The sequence below is a fragment of the Nitratireductor sp. OM-1 genome (assembly GCF_003296175.1).
GTDB classification, from domain to species: domain Bacteria; phylum Pseudomonadota; class Alphaproteobacteria; order Rhizobiales; family Rhizobiaceae; genus Nitratireductor; species Nitratireductor aquimarinus.
On the sequence record NZ_CP029208.1, the window covers coordinates 952,078 to 972,247 of the forward strand.

The following is a 20,170-nucleotide window of genomic DNA, read 5'->3' on the forward strand; positions in this document are numbered from 1 at the left end:
CCTCAATGCCCCGAGTCGCGGGCTTTAGTACAATCGACCGGAGTTTCGCATGTCCGACGACATCACCACCGAAACCGCAGATACCGTTGCCGCTGGCCAGCTTCGCGCCTTTATAGAGCGTGTCGAGCGCCTCGAAGAAGACAAGAAGACGGTTTCGGAAGACATCAAGGAAGTCTACGCCGAGATGAAGGCCAATGGTTTCGACACCAAGGCCGTGCGCAGCATAGTGCGCCTGCGCAAGAAGGATCAGGCGGAGCGCCAGGAAGAAGAGGCGATGATCGACCTCTACAAGGCCGCGCTCGGCATGGAATGATTTCGGCCACAGGCCGGACATGAAAAAGGGCGGCTCCGGGCCGCCCTTTCTTTTTGCCTGCAGTTATCTGCGGCAGATGCCCTATTCGATGTCGAAGGAGACACCCTGCGCGAGCGGCAGCTCCTTGGAGTAGTTCACCGTGTTGGTGGCGCGGCGCATATAAGCCTTCCACGCATCGGAACCGGATTCACGGCCACCGCCGGTTTCCTTTTCGCCGCCGAACGCGCCGCCGATCTCCGCACCGGAAGTGCCGATATTGACGTTGGCGATGCCGCAGTCGGAACCGCGTGCGCTGAGGAATTCCTCGGCCTCGCGCATATCGGTGGTGAACACGCAGGACGACAGGCCCGCACCAACCGCATTGTGAAGCTCGAGCGCGTCATCGAAGTCGCTGTACTTCATCACGTAGAGGATCGGGGCGAAGGTTTCTTCCAGAACGACGCCGGCCTGCTCCGGCATCTCGACCAGGGCCGGATGCGCGTAATAGGCGTCTGCATCGCCACTGTCGAAACGCTGGCCGCCGACGACCTTGCCGCCGAGCTTCTTCGCTTCTTCAATCGCGTTCTGCATGTTGTCGAAAGCGCCCTTGTCGACCAGCGGGCCAACCAGTGCATCCGTGGTGAGCGGGCTGCCGACGGAGACCGATTCGTAGGCCTTGCGCAGGCGCGGCAGCAGTTCGTCATAAACGGATTCATGCACGAACAGGCGGCGCAGCGTGGTGCAGCGCTGACCGGCGGTGCCCATGGCACCGAAGGCGATGGCGCGCAGCGCCATGTCGAGATCGGCCGAGGGGCAGACAATGCCGGCATTGTTGCCGCCGAGTTCCAGAACCGCGCGGGCAAAACGCTTCGCCAGACGCGGGCCGACTTCGCGGCCCATGCGGGTGGAGCCGGTGGCGGAGACCAGCGGCACTTTCGGATGGTCGACCATGACCTCGCCAACGGCGCGGTCGCCGATGATGACGGTGAGCAGGTCCGCCGGCGCGTCATCGCCAAAGCGGGCAACGGCGCGCTTGAAGATCGCCTCGCAGGCGAGCGCCGTCAGCGGCGTTTTCTCGGAGGGTTTCCACACAACGCTGTCGCCGCAGACCAGCGCCAGCGCCGAGTTCCACGACCAGACGGCGACGGGGAAGTTGAAAGCGGAGATGACGCCGACAACGCCGAGCGGGTGCCAAGTTTCCATCATGCGGTGGCCGGGGCGCTCGGTGGCGATGGTGAGGCCATAGAGCTGGCGCGAGAGACCGACGGCGAAATCGCAGATGTCGATCATCTCCTGAACTTCGCCGAGACCCTCGGAGCGGATCTTGCCGACCTCGATGGAGACGAGGCGACCGAGATCGTCCTTGGAGGCGCGCAGCTCTTCGCCAAGCAGGCGCACGAGTTCGCCACGGCGCGGACCCGGCACGTTGCGCCAGGCCTTGAAAGCGGCATGCGCGCGCTCGATGGCTGCTCCGGTATCAGCAGCCGAGATGGACGTGACGGCGGCGATTTCCTCGCCCGTGACCGGCGTGCGCACGGTCAGGTCGCCACCGGCAATCGCCTTCTCATCGACGCCGAGGCGCTTGAGGAGTTCGGTTGTTTCGTTCTTGACGTTCATGGGTGCTTCGCTCCCTCGATTATCTTTCTGTATTCATGCGGGCGTCAGGCGATGCCACCTGACTGCAAAATGCTCTGAAAGCCGCGCGGCCGGACGAGCCTCTGGCGGGAATGTAGGAAGACCGGGCGGTCATTGGAAATGGAAATTCGGACTGTATTCATGATGGACGGTCATGCTTTCCCTGCCAATCGGTGCCGGAAAAGCACAAGAACCAATCCACGGCAGGTTCAGACCTGCGCGACGATCCACGCCACGAACGCGTCTGCCGAGGGGTTTTCGACGCCGAGCGGCTGAACCAGAAAATAGGCGTTCTGGGTGGCGAGCGACGTATCTCCGATCTGCACAAGAACGCCGGAGCGCAGCTCCTCCTCGATCAGATAGGCAGGCACCAGACCGGCGCCGAGCCCGGCGGTTGCGCCTGCAATGACCATGGTAAACTGGTCGAACTGCTTTCCCGGAAGCGCCGGCACATCGCCGACACCGGCCTCGCGCATCCAGTCAGCCCACGCGCCTGGGCGGCTCTGGAGATGAAGGAGCGGGGCGTCGAGCAGGTTCTCGGGAGCCTTGACGCCGTGTTTCTCAACAAAGGCCGGCGATGCGACGGCGATCATCGCCTCGTCGCACAGCTTGGTGAGGCGGGCGTCCGGCCAGTTGTCGCGGCCGAAATGGATCGCCACGTCGAAACGCTCATGGGCGAGATCGAACGGATTGATGCGCGCCATGAGATTGATGCCGATGCCCGGATGCGCCTTTTCGAATTCCGGCAGGCGCGGGATCAGCCAGCGGCTGGCGAAGGTGGGCAGGCTGGCGACATTGAGCGTTGCGCCCGCCATGCCCGCAGCGATGGCGCGGTGCAGGGTCTGCGTGATGCGGTGCAGATCGTCTTCCAGCGCATCGGCAAGGTTCTTGCCGGCCGGGGTGAGCACGACGCGCCGGCCCACACGCCGGAACAGGCTGAAACCGAGCGCCGATTCCATGTCGCGGATGTGGCGGCTGACGGCGCTCTGCGTGAGGTTGAGCTCTTCGGCGGCCAGCGTGAAACTCTGGTGCCGCGCGGCAGACGCAAAGCTGCGCAAAACGGAGAAGGAAGGCAGAAAACGCCGCGCGAACCTGTCCACCATCGTCGAAAGCATGCCTCCCCTTTGCGCCCTGCACGCGACCCTGTGGTCACAAGGCCCGCACTTGCCGGTGCGTGGCCATTCTGCTCCGGTTCCCCGGAACACGTCAGCTTCTTATAGACGCCTGCCGGGCGAAATCACATAGACGATGCGCATTTCGCACATGCCGGCTAAAGGAGCCGGTGACGAGAGCGTTCCCGCTTATCGTGGAATTGCGAAAACGCTCCTATTCATTGTTTTCTAAGCAATTCCGGACGGAAAACCGGTTCCCACTTTTCCTGGAATTGCTTTAGGCCATGGCCAGGATGCTGCGCGCACTCTCTTCATCAGTGATGAAGACCGTCGGCTCAACCAGCTTCATTGCGCCGATCAGCGCGTCGATCTTGTCTTCACCGCCGGAGGTTAAGATGCGCATGGGCGCGCGGCGCAGACGATCGACATCGACGGACATGACCCGGTCATTGATCGGGTGGTCCACCAGCTGACCGTCGAGATCGTAGAAGTGGTAGAGAATGTCGCCCACCGCGCCCTTGGCTTCGAGATCAGAGCGCACCTCTTCCGTGAGATAGCCACCGCGATAGAAGGTGGTGGCCGATGCAAGACCACCAACGGACACGATGACGGCATCAAGCGTGTCGGCGAGCGCCAGAATTTCGTTGAGGCCGCAGCGCTCGATCAGCGCCGTCTTGGTTTCGACGCTGTCGACAACGGCGGGTGCGGGAATGAGATAGCCATCCCCCTGGAAAGCGCGCGCAAAGCGCCAGGCGAATTCAGCCGGGTTGAAGCGACGGGCGACGCCGACACCGCCGAGAAGCGAGATCACTTTGAAGTCGGCCAGCGGCCGGGCGCGAATGAACGGGAGCGAGCCGAACAGCGTGCGCCCCCAGCCGACGCCCACCGACATGCCGGCGGCCATGACGTCGGACACATAGCTGCCGGTCGCGGCGCTGACGGCGGGAATGGGATCCGCCTCGGGATCGGAGAGCGGCGCGACCACGGCGCGCTCGAGGCCGAAGCGCTGTTCCAGCGCACGTTCGATCCGGGTGATCTCGGCCAGATCGCCCTCAATGGTGATTTTCACCTCATTGCGGGCGCGCGCATCGGCCAGCATGCGCACGACGCTGACACGCCCGATGCCGAGAATCTCGGCGATCTCGTTCTGCGTCTTCTGCTCGACGAAATACATCCAGGCGGCGCGGACACGCAGCCGGTCGGTTTTGCTGGTTACACCTCCCTTGCGGGAAGTCATTGCAATTTCTCCAGAACTGGTCGTACCGGCGGGCTGATTGTGTACCTTCGCCTTGCTCATATGGCCTTCCTGCGTATTTCCCCGGGGCGGTCACAAGCATGTCGCTTGATTTCCAGAGAGACCAAAACAATGATGTCGCCATCCGGTCAATGGCCGGCGGCAGAAAACTAATTACTTGAGGATAGCATTTTATGCTTCGTGACGCCTCGGAAGACATGGCGATTCATCTTAAGGACCGCCTGCGTGATATCCGCGATTTCCTGCGTGCGCATCGCCACGAAAGGCAGGGCGCAGCTTCGGAAAAGCGCGGTTTTACGGACATCGAGAAGCTTCTGGGGCGGGCCGTCAGCATGGTCGACGACACGCTGACACTGGCCGAAACCGCCTCCCGCACCGTGCTGCCCGGCGGGCAACAGCCCGAACTGGTCATAAGACCGCTGGTCGATTATTTCGGCACCGACCCGATGGAAGGCGAGCGCGCGTTCCGGCGCCACATGTATCGCGCGGCAAAGGCGCTGGCGGCCACGCTGGACGACCGCGAGCCCCCGGCCATGCGCGAGACGACCTTCACCGGAGCGCATGAGACGCTCCGCCAGCGGCAGGGCCATGTGCTGCTGGCGCTGAAGAACGCGAAGACGCCCGAAGCCATAAGGCCGCTTCTGGCGGGCCTGCTCGCGCATCTGCTTCAGGAAATCTGCCGCAACGCGCTGAGCGACCCGGCAATGCCTGCCGCAGCGCAGAACGCCGAGACCTGCATCATCGTGTTTGCGCCGGGACTTCTCGCCTCGGGACTGGCGCTGTTCGACGAAAGCCTTTCCGCTTCGGACCTGCTGGACATCGCCACGCTGGCGGTTGCCGCACGCCGGGAGCGGATGGCGCGCAGCCTTGAGGCCGATCAGCCGATTGCCGACCTGACGGCAATCTTCGAAAGCCTGCTCACGCATCTGCCTTAGAGCGCTTCCGCTTTTCGTTGAAGCGCGAAAGCGCTCTCATTCATTGTTCTTACGCAATGCCAAATGGCAAAAGACCGGCCAACCGCATCCGCGGCAGCCGGTCTTCAAGTCTTCGATGGTCAGGGGAAGCACACCTGACCGGAGCGCTGCTAGACTGCCTTTTCGAACAGCTCGGAAAGCTGCTTCTTGGTGGCCTGCACCGAAGCCGGGCTCATGCTGAGCTCGGTCAGCCCCATGCGAATGAACTCGGGGATCAGGTCGGTGCGCGCGGCGGCCTCGCCACACATGCCGATCTCGATGCCCGCCGCGACCGCTGCCCTGGCGGCCTGATCGACCGCAGCCATGACGGCTGGATGGGCGGCGTCGTTCAGATTGGCAACCGACGGGTTCAGGCGGTCCGCCGCCATCACATACTGCGTCAGATCGTTGGTGCCGATGGAAAAGAACGCGACCTCCTTCGCCAGCGCTTCCGCGCCGAAGACGGCAGCCGGCGTCTCGATCATCACGCCCAGCGGGAATTCGCCATGGGCAACGCCCTCGGCCTTCAGCTCGGCGGCGCATTCATCGATCAGAACACGGGTGCGGCGCACCTCTTCAACGGTCGAGACCATGGGCAGCATCACGCGCAGATTGCCATGAACGGCAGCGCGCAGCAGCGCCCGGAGCTGAACCTTGAAGATGTCGGTGCGGTCGAGGCACATGCGGATGCCGCGCCAGCCGAGGAAGGGGTTTTCCTCTTCCGGGAACTCGACGCCGGAGATCGGCTTGTCGCCGCCAATGTCGAGCGTGCGCACGATGACCGGGTGGTCCGGGAAAGCGCGGGCAAGCTCGGCATAGGTCTCGGCCTGCATGTCCTCGGACGGCAGATGCATATGTCGCATGAAAAGAAGCTCGGTGCGGAACAGGCCAACGCCCATTGCGCCGGCTTCCTGAGCGGCCTCGACCTCTTCGAGCGAGCCGAGATTGGCCGCCACCTGAATGACCGCGCCATCGGCGCGGCGCGGCACCACATCCTTGTAGACCCTGAGCGCTTCCCGCTCGCGGGCGGCAGCGCCGATCATCTCTTCAAAGCGCGCACGGGTGGCAGCGTCGGGTTCGACAACGACCTGTCCCGTGTGACCATCAATGGCGGCTTGCTTCGCGTCGCGCAGTACGTTGACGGCCCCGCCAAGGCCGAGCACTGCGGGAATGCCATGGGTGCGGGCGATGATGGCCACATGCGACGTCGCGCCGCCATGGCCACAGACCACGCCGCCAAGACGCTTGAGCGGCGCACGCGCCAGATCCCATGCGCCAATATCCTCGGCGACGAGAATGGCCCCTTCGGGAATGTCGTCGAGGCGCGCATCTTCCTGACCGAGAAGCGTGAGACAGATCTGGCGGGCAATGGCCTCCATATCCTCGGCGCGCGCGGCCATATAGGCGTCGTCCAGCTTGCGGAAATCATCGGCCAGGCGGGAGGATGCGGCGATGACGGCGGATACGGCGTCGAGACCGCCATCGATGGCGGCAAGCGTTTCGTCGCGCAGCGCATCATCGGAGGCGATGTCGCGCAGCGCCGCGACGATGCCGCGATCGCTTTCCTGCATGCCATCGGATGCAAGCGAACGGTCGAGTTTTTCCTGAAGACGCTGGATCGCTTCCGCGAAGCGCTGCTTTTCCGGCTCGATTTCGCCAGCGGAAAGCGTCGTGTTGTTGGGAACGATCTGCTGCGGAAAATGCGCGAAGACAGGACCGAGGCCAAGCCCGGCGCTGGCGGCAACACCATGAAGGCCGCCATCGGCGACCAGAGGCGCACCCGGTGCGGCAGGCGCTGCGGGCGCAGGCGTCTCGGCGGCGGGCGCCTTTGCGGGCTCGCCCACGCCTTCCTCGACACCCGACATGGGGTTTTCAAGATAGGCGATGAGGGCATCGACGGCCTCAATGGCGTCGGCGCCATCGGCGCGAATGGAAACTTCGTCGTTTTCCTTCACACCAAGCAGCATCAGCTTCACCGAGCTCTTGGCGCTGACAGCCTTTTCGCCCTTGATGATTTCCACATCGCTTTCGAACCCCTTGGCGAGGCGCACGAAGCGTGTGGCGGGACGGGCATGCAGGCCATCCTGCACTCTGACGATGGTCGAGCGTTCCATAACGGTCTCGTATCTGTTGTTCAGTTCGTTACGGCGTTATGCGCCGATGGTGATGACTGCATCCGTCTTCAGGGCCGCAACAAGCGTTGCCGGCTCGACGACGGAGGCGCAGATCTCGCCCGGACGCTCCACGGCGGGCGCGCCGTTGAAGTTCACAACCACATGGCCGATCTCGCGCACCTTGTTCCAGGCGGCTTCGCCCATGGCGGTGATTTCGGCGGTCACATCGCCCACGGTAACGCGGGCGCCAGCGGCCGGCGCGGCATCGGACGGACCTTCCTGCACCGCATGCAGAACGGAAACCTCGGCAAGTTCCTCCGGCGCGCCGTCAGCGAAAAGAATCAGGACACCGCCTTCCGCCAGATCCGCGACTTCGGGACCGACTGCAGTAATACGCGTTTTGAGAAACACCGACATTCAAATAACTCCATGCAAACATTCGTTTCGGGAAGGGCGGCCGCCCAAACGACGACCGCCACCCCGTTGTTTTAAAGAACCAGCAGGCTGACGCCCCAGGCAATGGCCACGGAAACCGGGCCCATGACCTGACGGCTCAGAAGCACCGCAGGGACACCGATCTCAATGGTCTTGGGTTTCGCTTCGCCGAGGGCCAGGCCCACCGGAACGAAGTCACAGCCTACCTGCGTGTTGTAAGCGAACAGCGCAGGCAACGCCATGGCCGGTGAGATCGTGCCGTTGGCAATCTGCGGTCCGATGATCGCCACGCCGATCACCTGCGCAATGACCGCGCCTGGCCCGAGAATGGGCGACAGGAACGGCAGGCCGCAGATGGCCGAGATGATGAGCAGGCCGACAATGTTGTTGGCCAGCGGTCCCATCGGCTCGGCGAGAATGTCACCGATGCCCGTGTAGAGGATCAGACCGATCAGCATGGTCACGAAGGCCATGAAGGGCAGCACGTTGCGCACCACCTGGTCGATGGTGCGGCGACCGGCGTTGAAGAACACGCCAACCACATTGCCCATCACGCGGCCAACGCTGCTGATGAGGCCGACAAGGCCGCCTTCCTCGGTGGCCGGCGCCGCAGCCGGAGCACTCTCCGGCTCTGAAGACGCGGCCGCGCCGCCAGCGACAGCGGCCGCTTCCGTGCCATCGGCCATCTCGATGTTCTCCGGCGAAACGCCCGAGACATAGATGTCCTCGGTGATGAACTGGGCAAGCGGGCCTGCCTGGCCGACCGGGGTCAGGTTGACGGTGGGAATGCGCTTGCGCGGGTAGACGCCGCAGCGGGCGGTGCCGCCGCAATCGACGACCACGACAGCCATCTCGCCTTCAACGGGCGGGCTCTTGAAACCGTCAACGGCTTCACCGCCCGTCATCTCTGCGATGCGCTTTGCGACGGGGTGGATGCCGCCGCCGGTGACCGACACGATCTTGTTGCGCTGGTCCGTCGGTTCGATCACGAGCGGACCGCCCCAACCAGACGAGCCCCTGGAGATCTTTACTGCTTTGTATGTTTTAGCCATGTCCTGCGCCTCCCCTAGAGCTCAACGCCCTGGCGGCGCGCCAGGATGGCCGTGATCCGCTCGGTCAGCATGCCCTTGAGCAGGATGACGAGGAGACCGACCAGCGCGTACCAGATGGCCACGGTGATGTGATAGCCGATGGGCACGACGCCCTGGCTCTCAAGCTCGAGCAGAGCGACGAGAATGCCGCCCCAGACGAAGTACTCACCCGGGTTGATGTGCGGGAACAGGCCGAGCGGCGGGTGCACATAGGACACAGCGGCGTCGTAGAATGCCGGCTTGTGCTTTTCCTCAAGGAACGAGCCGAAGGTGTAGGCCATCGGGTTCGTGAGGAAGAAGACGGCGAGAACCGGAAGCACCGTGTAGCGCGTGAGCGCGATGCGGCCGGCGCTCTGGGCAAGGCCGTGAACGCGCTTCTCGCCCACCAGTTCGGTGATGGCGTAGAAGGCGGTCATCAGCACGACCAGCGTCGGGATGATGCCGGTGACGAAGCCAGCAAAGACCTCGCCGCCCTTCTGGAAGATGCCGATGAAGTACTTGCCGGCGGCGGTGAGCCATCCGAGCTGTTCTTCCTGGGCAACCGAGTCCAGCTTCTGCCGGAACTCTTCGACCGAAAGGTCGGTGCCTGCCTGAGCAAGCACGACCAGATCATTTGTCGCCGCCTTGGCGGCGAGTTTGCCGTGCAGCGCGGCATCACCCGCCACTGCGCCAGCCATATGCAGCCCCTGCATCGCCGTATCGGCGTGCTGGGCCATCATGGAAATGACAGACATAGTCCTCCCTCTCTCTTCTGCTCACCCCGGTAATTGAGCCCCGGTGAGCGCGCAGTCCCGTATGTCATGCTTTTGAAGCGGCCAGAGATTCCCGAAGCGGCGGCTCCTCGCCTGCCCGCGTACGGTCTATCTGAGCAACCGCCTGCGTAATTGCCGCGGTCAGCCCCGGCTGCTTTTCTCCGAAAAGCGCCGGTTCGGCCCGCAACTGATCAAGGGTCATGCCCTCGAACTGCTCATGTCGCTTGAATTTTGCGAAGACGGAGCGGCCACTCATGGTCAGGATCCGGCGCACGGCGAGATCCGGCGAAACCACGACGATGGCAATTGCACCGCGTTTCAGGAAACGGCCGTGAAATGCGCCCGTGCCGACGAAACCATCCGCATATTTCTGCGTGATGCCTTTAAAGACGTCGGAATAGTGACGCATCTGCAGCCACACGCCGTAGGACTGTAGCGCCCATACGACTGCGAGGAGCAAAAGCCCCCATTGCCATAGTGCCATCAGGCATTACCTCCCGAAACGCTCTTCCCAAGCGTACGCACGTCAACACACTTAATAATCCTGAAATTAAGAACATTTGTTTTTTGAAATGTCAAATTGTATATTCCTTCAAATACGTGGATCACGGCTTATTTGATTGGAACCGACATGCCGCATGTTATGGTTCCGGCTAAGGAGTTCACCCGTTGGATCTGGATTTCAAGAACGAACTTGCAGTCATGCCCGATTTACGCCACCGGCTGCGCCAGTTGCGCTGGTTTCGCACGACCTTTCGCGGCAATGCGAAGGCTGTGACGCAGCATTACGGTGTCGTGTTCGAGGTGGACGAGGAGAAGCTCACCCGCGTCTTTCTCGACTGGGTGGAGATGGTCGATGCGCAGAAGGCCTATGCCCAGCTCGACCGTGGCGACTTCATCATCTATGCCGCCGGCCTCGCGCTGAAGGAGATGATCCGCCATGCGCCGGTCACGGTGACGCCGGAAAGCACGGTGACGGGCGACGCGGAGAATGCGGAGATCGTCAAATTCTGGCCGGAGGGCTTTCTCTACACGAACTACTGCGTGTGCGCGATTGCCGCCATCTTCGAGCAGGAATTCGGCGAAGCGCCGCGTCTGGCCCGCTGTGCCGACGATCTGCGGACCTGGTGGTCCTACCGCGAGAACACGCGCGAGATGCCGGCCTCCGCCGTCGCCTTCCTCGACCGTTTCCTTGGTGCGGAGCCCAACTGGGTTGCGCCCGATCTCGTGGAAGGGCGGATCGCCATGCGCAACGCCATCGAAGCCGGGCGCAAGAGCATCGAAGCGCCCTCGATCTTCCCTGACCCGGCGAGCTAGGAACATCGCGCAACACCGGGTGTTTTCAAGTGACGGAAAAATGCCCTAAAGGGCGGCATTCATTCGCCACGTTGAAACGCAGCCTCCCCCTCAGCCCCGAAAGTCCGGAGTTTTCATGACTACCCCCCTGATCATATTCGATTGCGACGGTGTTCTCGTCGACAGTGAACCGCTTGCCGCAATCGCCTATGAGCGCGTTTACAACAAGCATGGTCTGGCGCTGAAGCGCGAGATCGTCGGCCAGTGCATCGGCATGAAACAGGCCGACATCATCACCCGCATCGAAGAGTTGACCGGCTTTGCCTTCCCCGCCCATGCGGATGGCGACATCTGGCTGGAGACGAAGGCGCTGCTGGAAGAAGAACTTCAGCCGACGCGCGGCATCGTGCCTTTCCTGAGCAATCTGAAGACGCCGCGCTGCGTCGCTTCCTCATCCTCCATGGAGCGGATTGAGCTCAGCCTCGGGGTCTCCGGCATTGCCGATTTCTTCGGCGACGACGTGTTCAGCACCTCGATGGTGAAGAACGGCAAGCCGGCACCGGACATCTTCCTGTTCGCTGCAGAGAAGCTAGGCGGCGCGCCGGCCTCCTCCGTGGTGATCGAGGACTCGCCCTTCGGCGTGCAGGGCGCGGTGGCGGCCGGCATGACGGCCATCGGCTTCACCGGTGGCAGCCACACATTCGACGGCCATGGCGAGAAGCTCAGCGGTGCCGGCGCACACGCGGTCTGCGCAAGCTGGGATGAGATCGAAGCGGAACTCCGGCAGCGCGGCTTCATCGGCGAAGCGGTGGCGGGCGCTTAAAACCTCTCCACGTTTCCGGAACGACTTCCGCGCAAAAGAAAAGGCGCTGCCTGTGATGATGGCAGGCAGCGCCAGACGCGGTCAAAGTCGTTTTCGGTATTCTTCAGGCGGTGCGCCGTTTCATGAGAACGGCGGTCCGCCTTTCTTTTTGGTGGGCTTCCCCGGTGGCGAGCCCCCAAGCCGACCGGGAAAGCCTGTCCGGAAATTCCGGTCAGACGAGCATCGCCATCGGGTTTTCGATGACCTGCTTGAAGGCGGCGAGGAGTTCTGCGCCAAGCGCACCGTCCACCGCACGGTGATCGGTCGAAAGCGTGACCGACATCACGGTCGCAACCTTCACTTCGCCATCCTTCACCACGGCCCGCTGCTCGCCCGCACCGACCGCGAGGATCGTCGCATGCGGCGGGTTGATGACGGCGGCGAAGTCCTTGATGCCGAACATGCCCAGATTGGACACGGCCGTGTTGCCGCCCTGGAACTCTTCCGTCTTCAGCTTGCGCGAACGCGCCCGCGCGGCCAGATCCTTCATCTCGTTGGAGATGGCAGACAGCGTCTTCTCGTCGGCGCGGCGCACGATCGGCGTGATCAGACCGCCGGGGATCGACACGGCAACGCCCACATCGGCGTTTTTGTGCTTCACCATGGCGTTCTCGGTCCACGACACATTTGCGTCCGGCACCATGGCCAGCGCCCTGGCGTGGGCCTTGATGACCATGTCGTTGACCGACAGCTTGTAAGCCGGCTTCTCGCCATCCCCGGTCTTCACCTTCGGCGCGGCATCATTGAGCTGCTTGCGCAGCGCCAGAAGCGCGTCGATCTCGCAATCGAGCGTCAGGTAGAAATGCGGGATGGTGGACTTGGCCTCGACCAGACGACGGGCGATGGTCTTGCGCATGCTGTCATGCGGGATGAGCTCGTAGGAGCCTTCCTCGAACAGTTTCAGCACCTGATCGTCGGACATGGCCTGCGGCGCGGACGCAGCGGCGGAAGCTGCTTCCGCCGGTGCGGCTGCCTTCGCACCGCCATCCTTGCCGGCGGCTTCCACATCGGCCTTGACGATCCGGCCCTTCGGACCCGAACCGGTGATGGCGGACAGGTCGAGACCGGCTTCCTTCGCCAGACGGCGGGCAAGCGGAGAAGCGCGGACGCCGGAGGATGCTTCCGCAGTCGCTGCCGGAGCAGCGGCGACGGGTGCCGCGGCCTCAACGGGGGCCGGCGCCTCCGCCTTTGCGGGCGCTTCGGCTGCGGCTTCGGCGGGCGCAGAAGCCGGTGCATCGGCCACGGCCTCGCCTTCTTCATAGATCCACGCCACAACCTGACCGACCGGAATGTCGATGCCTTCCTTGCCGGTGATGTTGCGCACGATGCCGGCGGCAGGAGAATCGATCTCCATGGCCGCCTTGTCGGTCTCGATCTCGAACAGGAGATCGCCCTTTTTCACGGTCGCGCCTTCCTCGACAAGCCAGGAAGAAATGCGGCCGGTCGACATGTCCATGTCGACCTTGGGCAGGATGACTTCAACAGCCATGTCAGCGCGCTCCCGTAACCAGATCGCGGGCCGCCTTGACGATGCCGTCGACCTGCGGAACCGTCGCCTTTTCCAGCTCCGGATTGTAGGGGATCGGCGTTTCCGCGCCGCCCAGACGGACGACCGGTGCGTCGAGATAGTCGAAGGCCTCGCTCTCGGCGATCATCGCCGAAATCTCTGCGCCGACGCCGAGCGTCTTAACGCCCTCATAGACGCACATCAGGCGGGACGTCTTGCACACGCTGTCGATGATCGTCTGGCGATCCATCGGGCGGATGCTGCGCAGGTCGATGACCTCGACGTCGATGCCTTCTTCGGCAAGCTGCTTTGCAGCGTCCAGCGACTTGTGCACCATGATCGACGTGGCGACGATGGTGAGATCAGCGCCCTCGCGACGAACGGCAGCCTTGCCGATCGGCACGGTGTAATAGCCTTCCGGCACTTCGCCCTTCATCTTGTAGAGGAGCTTGTGCTCGTAGATCATCACCGGATCGGGATCCTCGATGGCCGCAAGCAGCATGCCCTTCACATCGTGCGGGGTGGACGGCTGGATGACCTTCAGGCCGGGCACATGGCCGAGCCATGCTTCGAGGCTCTGGCTGTGCTGCGCGGCAGCGCCCGTGCCGGAACCGGCCGGGAAACGCATGACGACCGGCACCGAAACGGCGCCGCCCAGCATGTAGCGCATCTTGGCAGCCTGGTTGACGATCTGCTCCATGGCGAGCGTCGCGAAATCTGAGAACTGGAACTCGAAGATCGGACGCATGCCGGTCACGGCTGCACCGACTGCGACGCCAGCGCCGCCCAGCTCCGAGATCGGCGTGTCCATGACGCGCTCGGGGCCGAAGCGTTCCACCAGATCGCCGGTGACCTGGAATGCGCCACCATAGACGCCGATGTCCTCGCCCATGAGGAACACGCGCTCATCGCGCTCCATGGCAATGGCCATGGCTTCCTGGATGGCCTGCGCGTAGCTCAGTTCACGCGTGGCTGTCTCGACTTGCGCGTCCATCAGGCCTGCTCCGTGTAGACGTATTTCTCAAGATTGGCGACTTCGGGCATCGGGCTTTCCTTAGCGAACTCGATGCCTGCTTCGATTTCCTTGCGAACCCCTTCGCGGATCGCTTCGATACCGGCGGCGTCGATGACGCCGAACTCGACGAGCTCTGCCTCGAACGCCTCGATGGGATCACGCTCGGTCATCCACTCTTCGATCTCTTCCTTGGTGCGGTAGCGATTGCGGTCGCTCTTGGAGTGGCCGCGATAGCGATAGGTCTTGCACTCGATGAGCGTCGGTCCCTCGCCATTGCGTGCACGCTCGGTCGCCTCGTGCATGGCCTCGGCCACATCCGACACGACATTGCCATTCACGATCACGCCCGGCATCGCATAGGCGGCGGCGCGGTCGGCGATGTTGGGAACCGCCGTTGCGCGGGCAACGGAGGTGGACATGCCGTAGCCATTGTTCTCGCAGACGAAGACGACCGGGAGCTTCCAGATGGCGGCCATGTTGAGCGCCTCGTGGAACGCGCCCTCATTGTTTGCGCCGTCGCCGAAGAAGCAGACAACGACATTGCCGGTCTTCATCTTCTTGGCGGTCAGGGCAGCGCCAACGGCGATCGGCAGACCGCCGCCAACAATGCCGTTTGCGCCGAGATTGCCCGTCGACACATCGGCGATGTGCATGGAGCCGCCACGGCCACGGCAATAGCCGGTGGTCTTGCCGAAGAACTCCGCGAACATGCGCGAGACGTCCGCACCCTTGGCGATGCAGTGGCCGTGGCCACGGTGCGTGGAGGTGATCTGGTCTTCATCAGAAAGGCCGAGGCAGATGCCGACAGCGCTTGCTTCCTGTCCGATGGACAGATGCATCGTGCCGTGGATCAGGCCACGCATGTAGCTTTCTTCTGCGCCTTCCTCGAACTGGCGGATCAGATACATCTTGCGCAGCGCATCGCGCAGCTTTTCCTGATCGAACTGCCTGTAGATGAAAGGCTGGTTGGCGCCATCGGTTTTCGAGGCGCTCTTTTTGGCCGTGGCCGACATTTTTACGCTCCTGTCTAGAGCATCGAACCGAAAAGCGGGAACCGGCTTCCGGTCCGATGTTCCATCAATAAATCAGATCGTCCGTGTGCGCCCGAACGGGCGCATGGCGATCTAGCCGTAAACGAGCTTGTCCTGACGCGCGCGCAGCTCGGCGATCTTGGAACCGGCCGGCGGGGCAGCATTGTCGGACGTGATCAGTTCACCCTTCTTGATGGGCTTGGTGACCGTGCCGCCCTGAAGCAGACCGCAGGGGATGGCCCTGGAGGCGCGAGCCTCGGGCACCGTCATGATCCATGCGCGGTAGCAGTATTCACCGATTGCATCGAGCGTCTCACCCGGCTGCATGTCCTTCTTGGCGACGGCGCAGACTTCCGCAACCGGCTTGTCCAGCGGCACCATGTCCGGCTTGCCGTAGAGAACGACGCGGGCGCAGGTGAGCGGCACTTCAAGCGAGGTGAGGTGATAGGGGCGATGGAAGGTGAAGTAAGGGCCCTTGCCCATCTTCAGGTCTTCCATGCGCTCCGAAATGCGCGGATGCGACATGTCGGCGACAACGAAGACGCCGGGCGCCACGCCCTTGCCGATGGAGTAATCCACCACGCCAACGCGCGACAGCACACCGCCATCCTTTTCCGGCACCAGTACGGAGGACAGCTCGTCCAGCGTCGCCTTGGGGCCATGCATGCCCGGCTTGTCCGGCACGAGACCGGTGGCGTTGGCGATGGCCGCCATCTCGACCATGGTCTTGGAGCCGTCGACGAACTCGACCAGCATGCGCACGTTCATGTTGCGGCGCGCTGCTTCCTCGGCATAGTCGTCCGGGATCGCATCGATGTTGAGCGGGTTGTTCTTGCCCTTGCCGGCGGCGACGATGGGATGCCCCATGGCCGAAACAAACTCGATCAGCTCCATGCAGGAGGACGGCTCGTCGCCAGCGCCCAGCGAATAGGTAACGCCCAGGCGGTCGGCTTCGCTCTTCAGATAAGCGCCGATGGTGACGTCAGCCTCGACATTCATCATGACGAGATGCTTGCCGTGCTCCATGGCCCGAAGACCGATTTCAGCACCGACAGCGGGAACACCGGTCGCATCGATCACGACGTCGATGAGATCGTTCTCGAGAAGAAGATCGGCATTGTTGGTGACGGCAACTTTGCCGGCTTCCATCGCCGCGGTCATGGCGGACTGCGTGTCCGCTTCCTTGGCGTGCCCTTCTTCCTGATAGGCGATATCCACGGCGCGGCTTGCCGCAGGCAGGTTCAGCTCCGAAATGGCGCCGATTTCAATGCCGGGCATATGTGCGACGCGGGTGACGATATCGGTACCCATTTCGCCCGACCCCACAAGGCCGATACGGATCGGCTTGCCGGATTTGGCCCGATCCTCGAGATCCCGGGCAAGGCCGGTAAGCGCAACGTTGGCAGACATTTCTGACCACTCTCCCAGATGGCGTTTCCTCAGATTGAGGCTTATTGAACATATGTTTAGGTGTCAATACGAATGTCCATTGGCGCGACAACAACGCCCTGCTCTCCCCAGAACCGTCAGCAGCAAAAGCCCGCACAGCAGACATGACGCTGGGGAAAGAGAAAATCGTAACATTCCAGCTTTTGTGAACGCTCTGTTTCAGTTTTCCGATCTGAACGAACGCAAATGGGCTTCCTAAATGAAGAACCAGCCAGGGAAGACGCCTCGGCTTCGAAGTAATAACACACTTCCCTGACGGAAATGTGAAACGCTTGTTGATAGCTAACTGGAGTACTGAAAATGAAAACTGCTCTCTCCGCTCTCGTTATTTCCACCTTTATTGCAGCTCCGGCATTTGCCATTGAGCCGATCAAGGGAAGCATCACCTATGACGGTCCTTCTCAGTCGACGCTGAGCAAAACGCCGGTCGGTTCTGTTCTTCAGCACCAGTTCAACGCGAACGGCAATGAATATCGCGAGATCTATGTTGTCGGTGACGACGGCCGTCCGGTGCTCGTAAATCGTACGATCGTAGACAACAGCTAATGTTCAAATGAACATTGCAAGAAAGGCCCGGACATCGATCCGGGCCTTCTCTGCATGAGGCAGAACTCTACTTCGAAACGCGATTACCTGTTTCGCAATACAACACAGGGCAGCCTGCCACTGCGAAAACGGCGACAGACACGCACCGCATCCGGCCGACTGTCAGCGCCGATGCGGACCGCATAGATGCCGCGCCATCCGCGCGGCGAGCGCACCCGGGTTATGACCGGCTCGTAATCCTTCAGAAGCGCTGCATGCCGGCGCAGAACCATCTGCCAAAGCCTTATCGCCACATCGCGGCGAAAATGCCCCGCCACCTGCACGCCCCAGGGCTGGGTGTGAACACTGGCCATCGCCATGACGGCGCGGGCGGAGACAGGCAGAGCAAGACAGGCCTCATCGAACGGCTTGTCGGGATGCAATGGCTGAACCTTTGCAGCGCGCGTGCGCTCGGAGAACGTATCGACCGGCTCCCCCAGGATCGCCATGACGTAATTCTCGGTTTCGAGCGGCAGGAAGCCGCCCTTCGAGAGCCAGCGTGAGACACGCCCCTCTCCCGCATTGTAAGCGGCAGCAGCGAGACCAAGATTGCCGTACTTCTCTTTCAGCTCCGCCAGATAGGCAGCCGAGGCCGGTATCGCCTTTTCAATATCAAATGCATCGTCGAGCCCGCGCATCGCCGCCGTGCCCGGCATGAACTGCGCAACACCCTCCGCCCCCTTGGGGCTGACGGCATTGGGATTGAAGCGACTTTCCTTCCAGAGGAGCCGGGCAAGGAAGGCGGGCTCCATGCGGTTGTCCCGCGCCTCAGCCTCCACGATCCGGCAGATGGAGGCGATGAGCGTCGCCTTTTCCGTTTCATCCGCCTTCTGGTCGCCCTGTTCTGCGTGAACGGAAGAAAGGCCCGGCAGAAGCATGACGAGCATGGCAATATGCAAGATCTGCCAGCGGGAACGGACATGCTGCATCGGGCACCCTTTCGCTCTCGCCGAAGCCTAGGGCCAGCCCCGACGACAGGCAAGCCGCAGGAGAGAAGCCGCAATGGCAAAGAGCCGTTTGCCGCATCAAAAAGCCGTCGATCATTCCGAAGGAGGCATGGTGGAGCTGAGGGGAATCGAACCCCTGACCTCGTCATTGCGAACGACGCGCTCTCCCATCTGAGCTACAGCCCCGTTCCACCGATTGCACGCATTTAGGTATGCGGAAGCGGGCCTGTCAAGAAGTGCGCGCGCAAGAAGAGAGCGCATGGAAACTGCACCCTGCGCCGTGCAAAAATTCCCTCCAGACTTGCCGCATCCACCGCCAATGGCTACATGTCGCAAAATTGCCGGCATGCAATGCAGGAACCGCCTGTGCGTGCCGCGCTTAACACGGCCCAGGAGACCGGCATGCTCGCGCTTATCCAGACCATCATCATGGCGCTCGACATCTATTGGTGGCTGATCATCGCCTCCGCCATCTTTTCCTGGCTGTATGCCTTTAACGTGGTCAACCCGCGCAACCAGTTCGTCGGGTCCATCGGCAACTTTCTCTACCGCGTGACGGAGCCGGCGCTGCGCCCCATCCGCAAGGTCCTTCCGGACCTCGGCGGCATCGACATTTCGCCGATCATCCTGCTTCTGGCGCTGTTCTTCATTCGTCAGTTCATCCTGACCACCGTCGCCCCGGCGCTTCTCTGATCCATGTCGGAACTGCCCGCCTTCTGCCGACAGGCCGATGACGGGCTGGTGCTGTTTGTGCGCCTGACGCCGAAATCGTCGCGCGACGCCATTGAAGGCCCGGCGGAAACGGCGGATGGTCGCTGCCATCTGAAAGCGCGGGTGCGCGCCGTGCCGGAAAACGGCAAGGCCAATGCCGCGCTTGAAAAACTGCTCGCCAAGCAGCTTCGCGTGCCGGCGGGCAGCGTTTCGGTGACCGGCGGAAGCACTTCGCGCCTCAAGACCGTGACAGTGGCGAACACCGACAAGGACGTGCTCGACCGGCTCTCAGGCTTCGCTGCAGAAAAATAAGGCTCCCCTGTCGAAACAGGCTATGCTCCGCCCCCAAGGGGGATGAGGGGTTATGAAGAGGAGCCTGCCCATGAGAATGGCATTGACCAGACTTGCGATAGCGGGACTTGCGATGGCGGCGATGGCCGGCACGGCGCGAGCGGTCGACATTGAAAGCGCATATACAGAGCTGAACACCGAAAAGAACTGCGCGCCCTTTGCCGCGCCGGGCGGCGACGAACCGGGCGACTGGATCAACCTCGTATGCTCGGGCTGGAAGGGCTATCCCGTTCTTGTCTACTACAGTGATGCACGGGAATCGCTGTTCTATGGCTTCCCGCCGGCCGGCGATCTGGCGCCTGAGTGGGAAAGCTTCTCCGCCTTCAACTCCACCGGCCCCACCATCGAATGGCGCATCATGAAGGATGGCGACCGCGAATGGCCCGTCGCGACGATCCATCGCTGGTTCGTGGATGACGATTTCGGCGATAAGATCGAAGTGCTGGTGGTGGAGAAGGTCGGGCAGCTTCTGGAACGGCAGGGCTGCGTCGTTGGCTATGTGGTTGCGACAGGCAACGAAAACGCCAATGAAAAGGCCCGCCGCATTGCTGATCGGCAGGCCTATGACTTTGCTTGCGGGGCCGACCAGCCGGTCGTTGACGCGGGTGAGGTGCCAGCCCCGATGAGCGCGGGTGGCGGCGGCTAGAACACGGGACCGAAAACTGAAATCCGGCTTTCGGTCCGATGCTTAGCTGATCGTCTGGGCTCAGGTGATCGTCTGGATCGCCCGTGGTGCGCCCTGATGAACGCAGGCCGATCCAGACGCCGCCAGCGCCA

At 62.4% G+C, this 20,170-nt stretch carries 21 protein-coding genes and 1 tRNA gene; 8 read left to right on the forward strand and 14 right to left on the reverse strand.

From position 1 onward, the window contains the following. Positions 1 to 49 precede the first annotated feature (49 nt). Complete coding sequence (locus tag DEJ54_RS04470; RefSeq protein ID WP_113153506.1) at positions 50 to 313, forward strand: DUF2312 domain-containing protein; 264 nt, start codon at positions 50 to 52, stop codon at positions 311 to 313. 81 nt (positions 314 to 394) lie between these two features. Here DEJ54_RS04470 and DEJ54_RS04475 read toward each other — a convergent pair whose 3' ends face one another. From DEJ54_RS04475 to DEJ54_RS04485, 3 genes are all read right to left on the reverse strand, one after another. Then, positions 395 to 1,909, reverse strand: a complete 1,515-nt coding sequence (locus DEJ54_RS04475) for an aldehyde dehydrogenase family protein (RefSeq protein ID WP_113153507.1) — start codon at positions 1,907 to 1,909, stop codon at positions 395 to 397. Between the two features lie 227 nt (positions 1,910 to 2,136). Continuing rightward, complete coding sequence (locus DEJ54_RS04480; protein ID WP_224873547.1) at positions 2,137 to 3,042, reverse strand: LysR substrate-binding domain-containing protein; 906 nt, start codon at positions 3,040 to 3,042, stop codon at positions 2,137 to 2,139. Positions 3,043 to 3,316: 274 nt separating this feature from the next. Continuing rightward, positions 3,317 to 4,276 (reverse strand): sugar-binding transcriptional regulator, encoded by a 960-nt coding sequence (locus DEJ54_RS04485; protein ID WP_224924899.1) that lies wholly within the window; start codon positions 4,274 to 4,276, stop codon positions 3,317 to 3,319. 215 nt (positions 4,277 to 4,491) lie between these two features. Here DEJ54_RS04485 and DEJ54_RS04490 point away from each other — a divergent pair, with 215 nt between their 5' ends. Continuing rightward, positions 4,492 to 5,229 (forward strand): hypothetical protein, encoded by a 738-nt coding sequence (locus DEJ54_RS04490; RefSeq protein WP_113156080.1) that lies wholly within the window; start codon positions 4,492 to 4,494, stop codon positions 5,227 to 5,229. Positions 5,230 to 5,378: 149 nt separating this feature from the next. Here the strand turns inward: DEJ54_RS04490 and ptsP are convergent, their stop codons facing one another. The 5 genes from ptsP to DEJ54_RS04515 form a co-directional block, all read right to left on the reverse strand. Continuing rightward, positions 5,379 to 7,361 (reverse strand): phosphoenolpyruvate--protein phosphotransferase, encoded by a 1,983-nt coding sequence (gene ptsP / locus DEJ54_RS04495; protein WP_113153509.1) that lies wholly within the window; start codon positions 7,359 to 7,361, stop codon positions 5,379 to 5,381. A 36-nt stretch (positions 7,362 to 7,397) separates the two neighbouring features. Next, positions 7,398 to 7,778 carry a PTS glucitol/sorbitol transporter subunit IIA gene (locus DEJ54_RS04500; RefSeq protein WP_113153510.1) on the reverse strand — a complete coding sequence of 127 codons (381 nt, stop codon included), beginning with the start codon at positions 7,776 to 7,778 and terminating at the stop codon, positions 7,398 to 7,400. Positions 7,779 to 7,849: 71 nt separating this feature from the next. After that, entirely contained in the window at positions 7,850 to 8,848 is a 999-nt protein-coding gene (locus DEJ54_RS04505) for a PTS glucitol/sorbitol transporter subunit IIB (protein WP_113153511.1), read from the reverse strand. A gap of 14 nt (positions 8,849 to 8,862) precedes the next feature. After that, positions 8,863 to 9,621, reverse strand: coding sequence for a PTS glucitol/sorbitol transporter subunit IIC (locus DEJ54_RS04510; protein WP_113153512.1), 759 nt, complete (start codon positions 9,619 to 9,621; stop codon positions 8,863 to 8,865). Between the two features lie 64 nt (positions 9,622 to 9,685). Beyond that, positions 9,686 to 10,123, reverse strand: a complete 438-nt coding sequence (locus DEJ54_RS04515) for a transcriptional regulator GutM (protein ID WP_113153513.1) — start codon at positions 10,121 to 10,123, stop codon at positions 9,686 to 9,688. Positions 10,124 to 10,308: 185 nt separating this feature from the next. On the opposite strand from DEJ54_RS04515, the gene DEJ54_RS04520 reads away from it, so the two are divergent. After that, entirely contained in the window at positions 10,309 to 10,956 is a 648-nt protein-coding gene (locus tag DEJ54_RS04520; RefSeq protein WP_113153514.1) for a hypothetical protein, read from the forward strand. Positions 10,957 to 11,071: 115 nt separating this feature from the next. After that, the gene (locus DEJ54_RS04525) at positions 11,072 to 11,758 is read left to right on the forward strand and encodes an HAD family phosphatase (protein ID WP_113153515.1); all 687 of its coding nucleotides are present in this window, start codon (positions 11,072 to 11,074) and stop codon (positions 11,756 to 11,758) included. A gap of 211 nt (positions 11,759 to 11,969) precedes the next feature. On the opposite strand, the gene DEJ54_RS04530 is transcribed toward DEJ54_RS04525, so the two are convergent. The 4 genes from DEJ54_RS04530 to DEJ54_RS04545 form a co-directional block, all read right to left on the reverse strand. Next, positions 11,970 to 13,286, reverse strand: a complete 1,317-nt coding sequence (locus DEJ54_RS04530; RefSeq protein WP_113153516.1) for a pyruvate dehydrogenase complex dihydrolipoamide acetyltransferase — start codon at positions 13,284 to 13,286, stop codon at positions 11,970 to 11,972. Position 13,287: 1 nt separating this feature from the next. Then, a complete protein-coding gene (locus DEJ54_RS04535; protein ID WP_113153517.1) occupies positions 13,288 to 14,298 on the reverse strand; it encodes an alpha-ketoacid dehydrogenase subunit beta in 1,011 nt (336 codons plus the stop codon). Then, entirely contained in the window at positions 14,298 to 15,332 is a 1,035-nt protein-coding gene (locus DEJ54_RS04540; protein ID WP_113153518.1) for a thiamine pyrophosphate-dependent dehydrogenase E1 component subunit alpha, read from the reverse strand. The genes DEJ54_RS04535 and DEJ54_RS04540 overlap by 1 nt, the downstream gene beginning before the upstream one ends. A gap of 111 nt (positions 15,333 to 15,443) precedes the next feature. Continuing rightward, positions 15,444 to 16,760, reverse strand: coding sequence for an NAD(P)H-dependent oxidoreductase (locus DEJ54_RS04545; RefSeq protein ID WP_113153519.1), 1,317 nt, complete (start codon positions 16,758 to 16,760; stop codon positions 15,444 to 15,446). A gap of 339 nt (positions 16,761 to 17,099) precedes the next feature. On the opposite strand from DEJ54_RS04545, the gene DEJ54_RS04550 reads away from it, so the two are divergent. Then, the gene (locus DEJ54_RS04550; protein ID WP_113153520.1) at positions 17,100 to 17,345 is read left to right on the forward strand and encodes a hypothetical protein; all 246 of its coding nucleotides are present in this window, start codon (positions 17,100 to 17,102) and stop codon (positions 17,343 to 17,345) included. 83 nt (positions 17,346 to 17,428) lie between these two features. Here DEJ54_RS04550 and DEJ54_RS04555 read toward each other — a convergent pair whose 3' ends face one another. After that, a complete protein-coding gene (locus tag DEJ54_RS04555) occupies positions 17,429 to 18,262 on the reverse strand; it encodes a lytic transglycosylase domain-containing protein (protein ID WP_113156081.1) in 834 nt (277 codons plus the stop codon). A 179-nt stretch (positions 18,263 to 18,441) separates the two neighbouring features. After that, positions 18,442 to 18,517, reverse strand: a tRNA-Ala gene (locus DEJ54_RS04560). A 216-nt stretch (positions 18,518 to 18,733) separates the two neighbouring features. Between DEJ54_RS04560 and DEJ54_RS04565 the strand changes: the two genes are divergently transcribed. The 3 genes from DEJ54_RS04565 to DEJ54_RS04575 all read left to right on the forward strand — a co-directional run bounded on the left by DEJ54_RS04565 (position 18,734) and on the right by DEJ54_RS04575 (position 20,039). After that, a complete protein-coding gene (locus DEJ54_RS04565) occupies positions 18,734 to 19,024 on the forward strand; it encodes a YggT family protein (RefSeq protein WP_113156082.1) in 291 nt (96 codons plus the stop codon). A 3-nt stretch (positions 19,025 to 19,027) separates the two neighbouring features. Then, positions 19,028 to 19,354 carry a DUF167 family protein gene (locus DEJ54_RS04570; RefSeq protein WP_113153521.1) on the forward strand — a complete coding sequence of 109 codons (327 nt, stop codon included), beginning with the start codon at positions 19,028 to 19,030 and terminating at the stop codon, positions 19,352 to 19,354. 70 nt (positions 19,355 to 19,424) lie between these two features. Beyond that, entirely contained in the window at positions 19,425 to 20,039 is a 615-nt protein-coding gene (locus tag DEJ54_RS04575) for a hypothetical protein (protein ID WP_113153522.1), read from the forward strand. Positions 20,040 to 20,170 lie beyond the last annotated feature (131 nt).

Bases quoted from the DNA above. Each gene is read 5' to 3' on its own strand.
- DEJ54_RS04470 (WP_113153506.1), top strand. From the start codon at position 50: ATGTCCGACGACATCACCACCGAAACCGCAGATACCGTTGCCGCTGGC.
- DEJ54_RS04535 (WP_113153517.1), bottom strand. From the start codon at position 14,298: ATGGACGCGCAAGTCGAGACAGCCACGCGTGAACTGAGCTACGCGCAG.
- DEJ54_RS04490 (WP_113156080.1), top strand. From the start codon at position 4,492: ATGGCGATTCATCTTAAGGACCGCCTGCGTGATATCCGCGATTTCCTG.
- DEJ54_RS04485 (WP_224924899.1), bottom strand. From the start codon at position 4,276: ATGACTTCCCGCAAGGGAGGTGTAACCAGCAAAACCGACCGGCTGCGT.
- DEJ54_RS04480 (WP_224873547.1), bottom strand. From the start codon at position 3,042: ATGCTTTCGACGATGGTGGACAGGTTCGCGCGGCGTTTTCTGCCTTCC.
- DEJ54_RS04575 (WP_113153522.1), top strand. From the start codon at position 19,425: ATGAGAATGGCATTGACCAGACTTGCGATAGCGGGACTTGCGATGGCG.
- DEJ54_RS04550 (WP_113153520.1), top strand. From the start codon at position 17,100: ATGAAAACTGCTCTCTCCGCTCTCGTTATTTCCACCTTTATTGCAGCT.
- ptsP (WP_113153509.1), bottom strand. From the start codon at position 7,361: ATGGAACGCTCGACCATCGTCAGAGTGCAGGATGGCCTGCATGCCCGT.
- DEJ54_RS04475 (WP_113153507.1), bottom strand. From the start codon at position 1,909: ATGAACGTCAAGAACGAAACAACCGAACTCCTCAAGCGCCTCGGCGTC.
- DEJ54_RS04570 (WP_113153521.1), top strand. From the start codon at position 19,028: ATGTCGGAACTGCCCGCCTTCTGCCGACAGGCCGATGACGGGCTGGTG.
- DEJ54_RS04540 (WP_113153518.1), bottom strand. From the start codon at position 15,332: ATGTCGGCCACGGCCAAAAAGAGCGCCTCGAAAACCGATGGCGCCAAC.
- DEJ54_RS04515 (WP_113153513.1), bottom strand. From the start codon at position 10,123: ATGGCACTATGGCAATGGGGGCTTTTGCTCCTCGCAGTCGTATGGGCG.
- DEJ54_RS04545 (WP_113153519.1), bottom strand. From the start codon at position 16,760: ATGTCTGCCAACGTTGCGCTTACCGGCCTTGCCCGGGATCTCGAGGAT.
- DEJ54_RS04530 (WP_113153516.1), bottom strand. From the start codon at position 13,286: ATGGCTGTTGAAGTCATCCTGCCCAAGGTCGACATGGACATGTCGACC.
- DEJ54_RS04565 (WP_113156082.1), top strand. From the start codon at position 18,734: ATGCTCGCGCTTATCCAGACCATCATCATGGCGCTCGACATCTATTGG.
- DEJ54_RS04525 (WP_113153515.1), top strand. From the start codon at position 11,072: ATGACTACCCCCCTGATCATATTCGATTGCGACGGTGTTCTCGTCGAC.
- DEJ54_RS04505 (WP_113153511.1), bottom strand. From the start codon at position 8,848: ATGGCTAAAACATACAAAGCAGTAAAGATCTCCAGGGGCTCGTCTGGT.
- DEJ54_RS04555 (WP_113156081.1), bottom strand. From the start codon at position 18,262: ATGCTTCTGCCGGGCCTTTCTTCCGTTCACGCAGAACAGGGCGACCAG.
- DEJ54_RS04500 (WP_113153510.1), bottom strand. From the start codon at position 7,778: ATGTCGGTGTTTCTCAAAACGCGTATTACTGCAGTCGGTCCCGAAGTC.
- DEJ54_RS04510 (WP_113153512.1), bottom strand. From the start codon at position 9,621: ATGTCTGTCATTTCCATGATGGCCCAGCACGCCGATACGGCGATGCAG.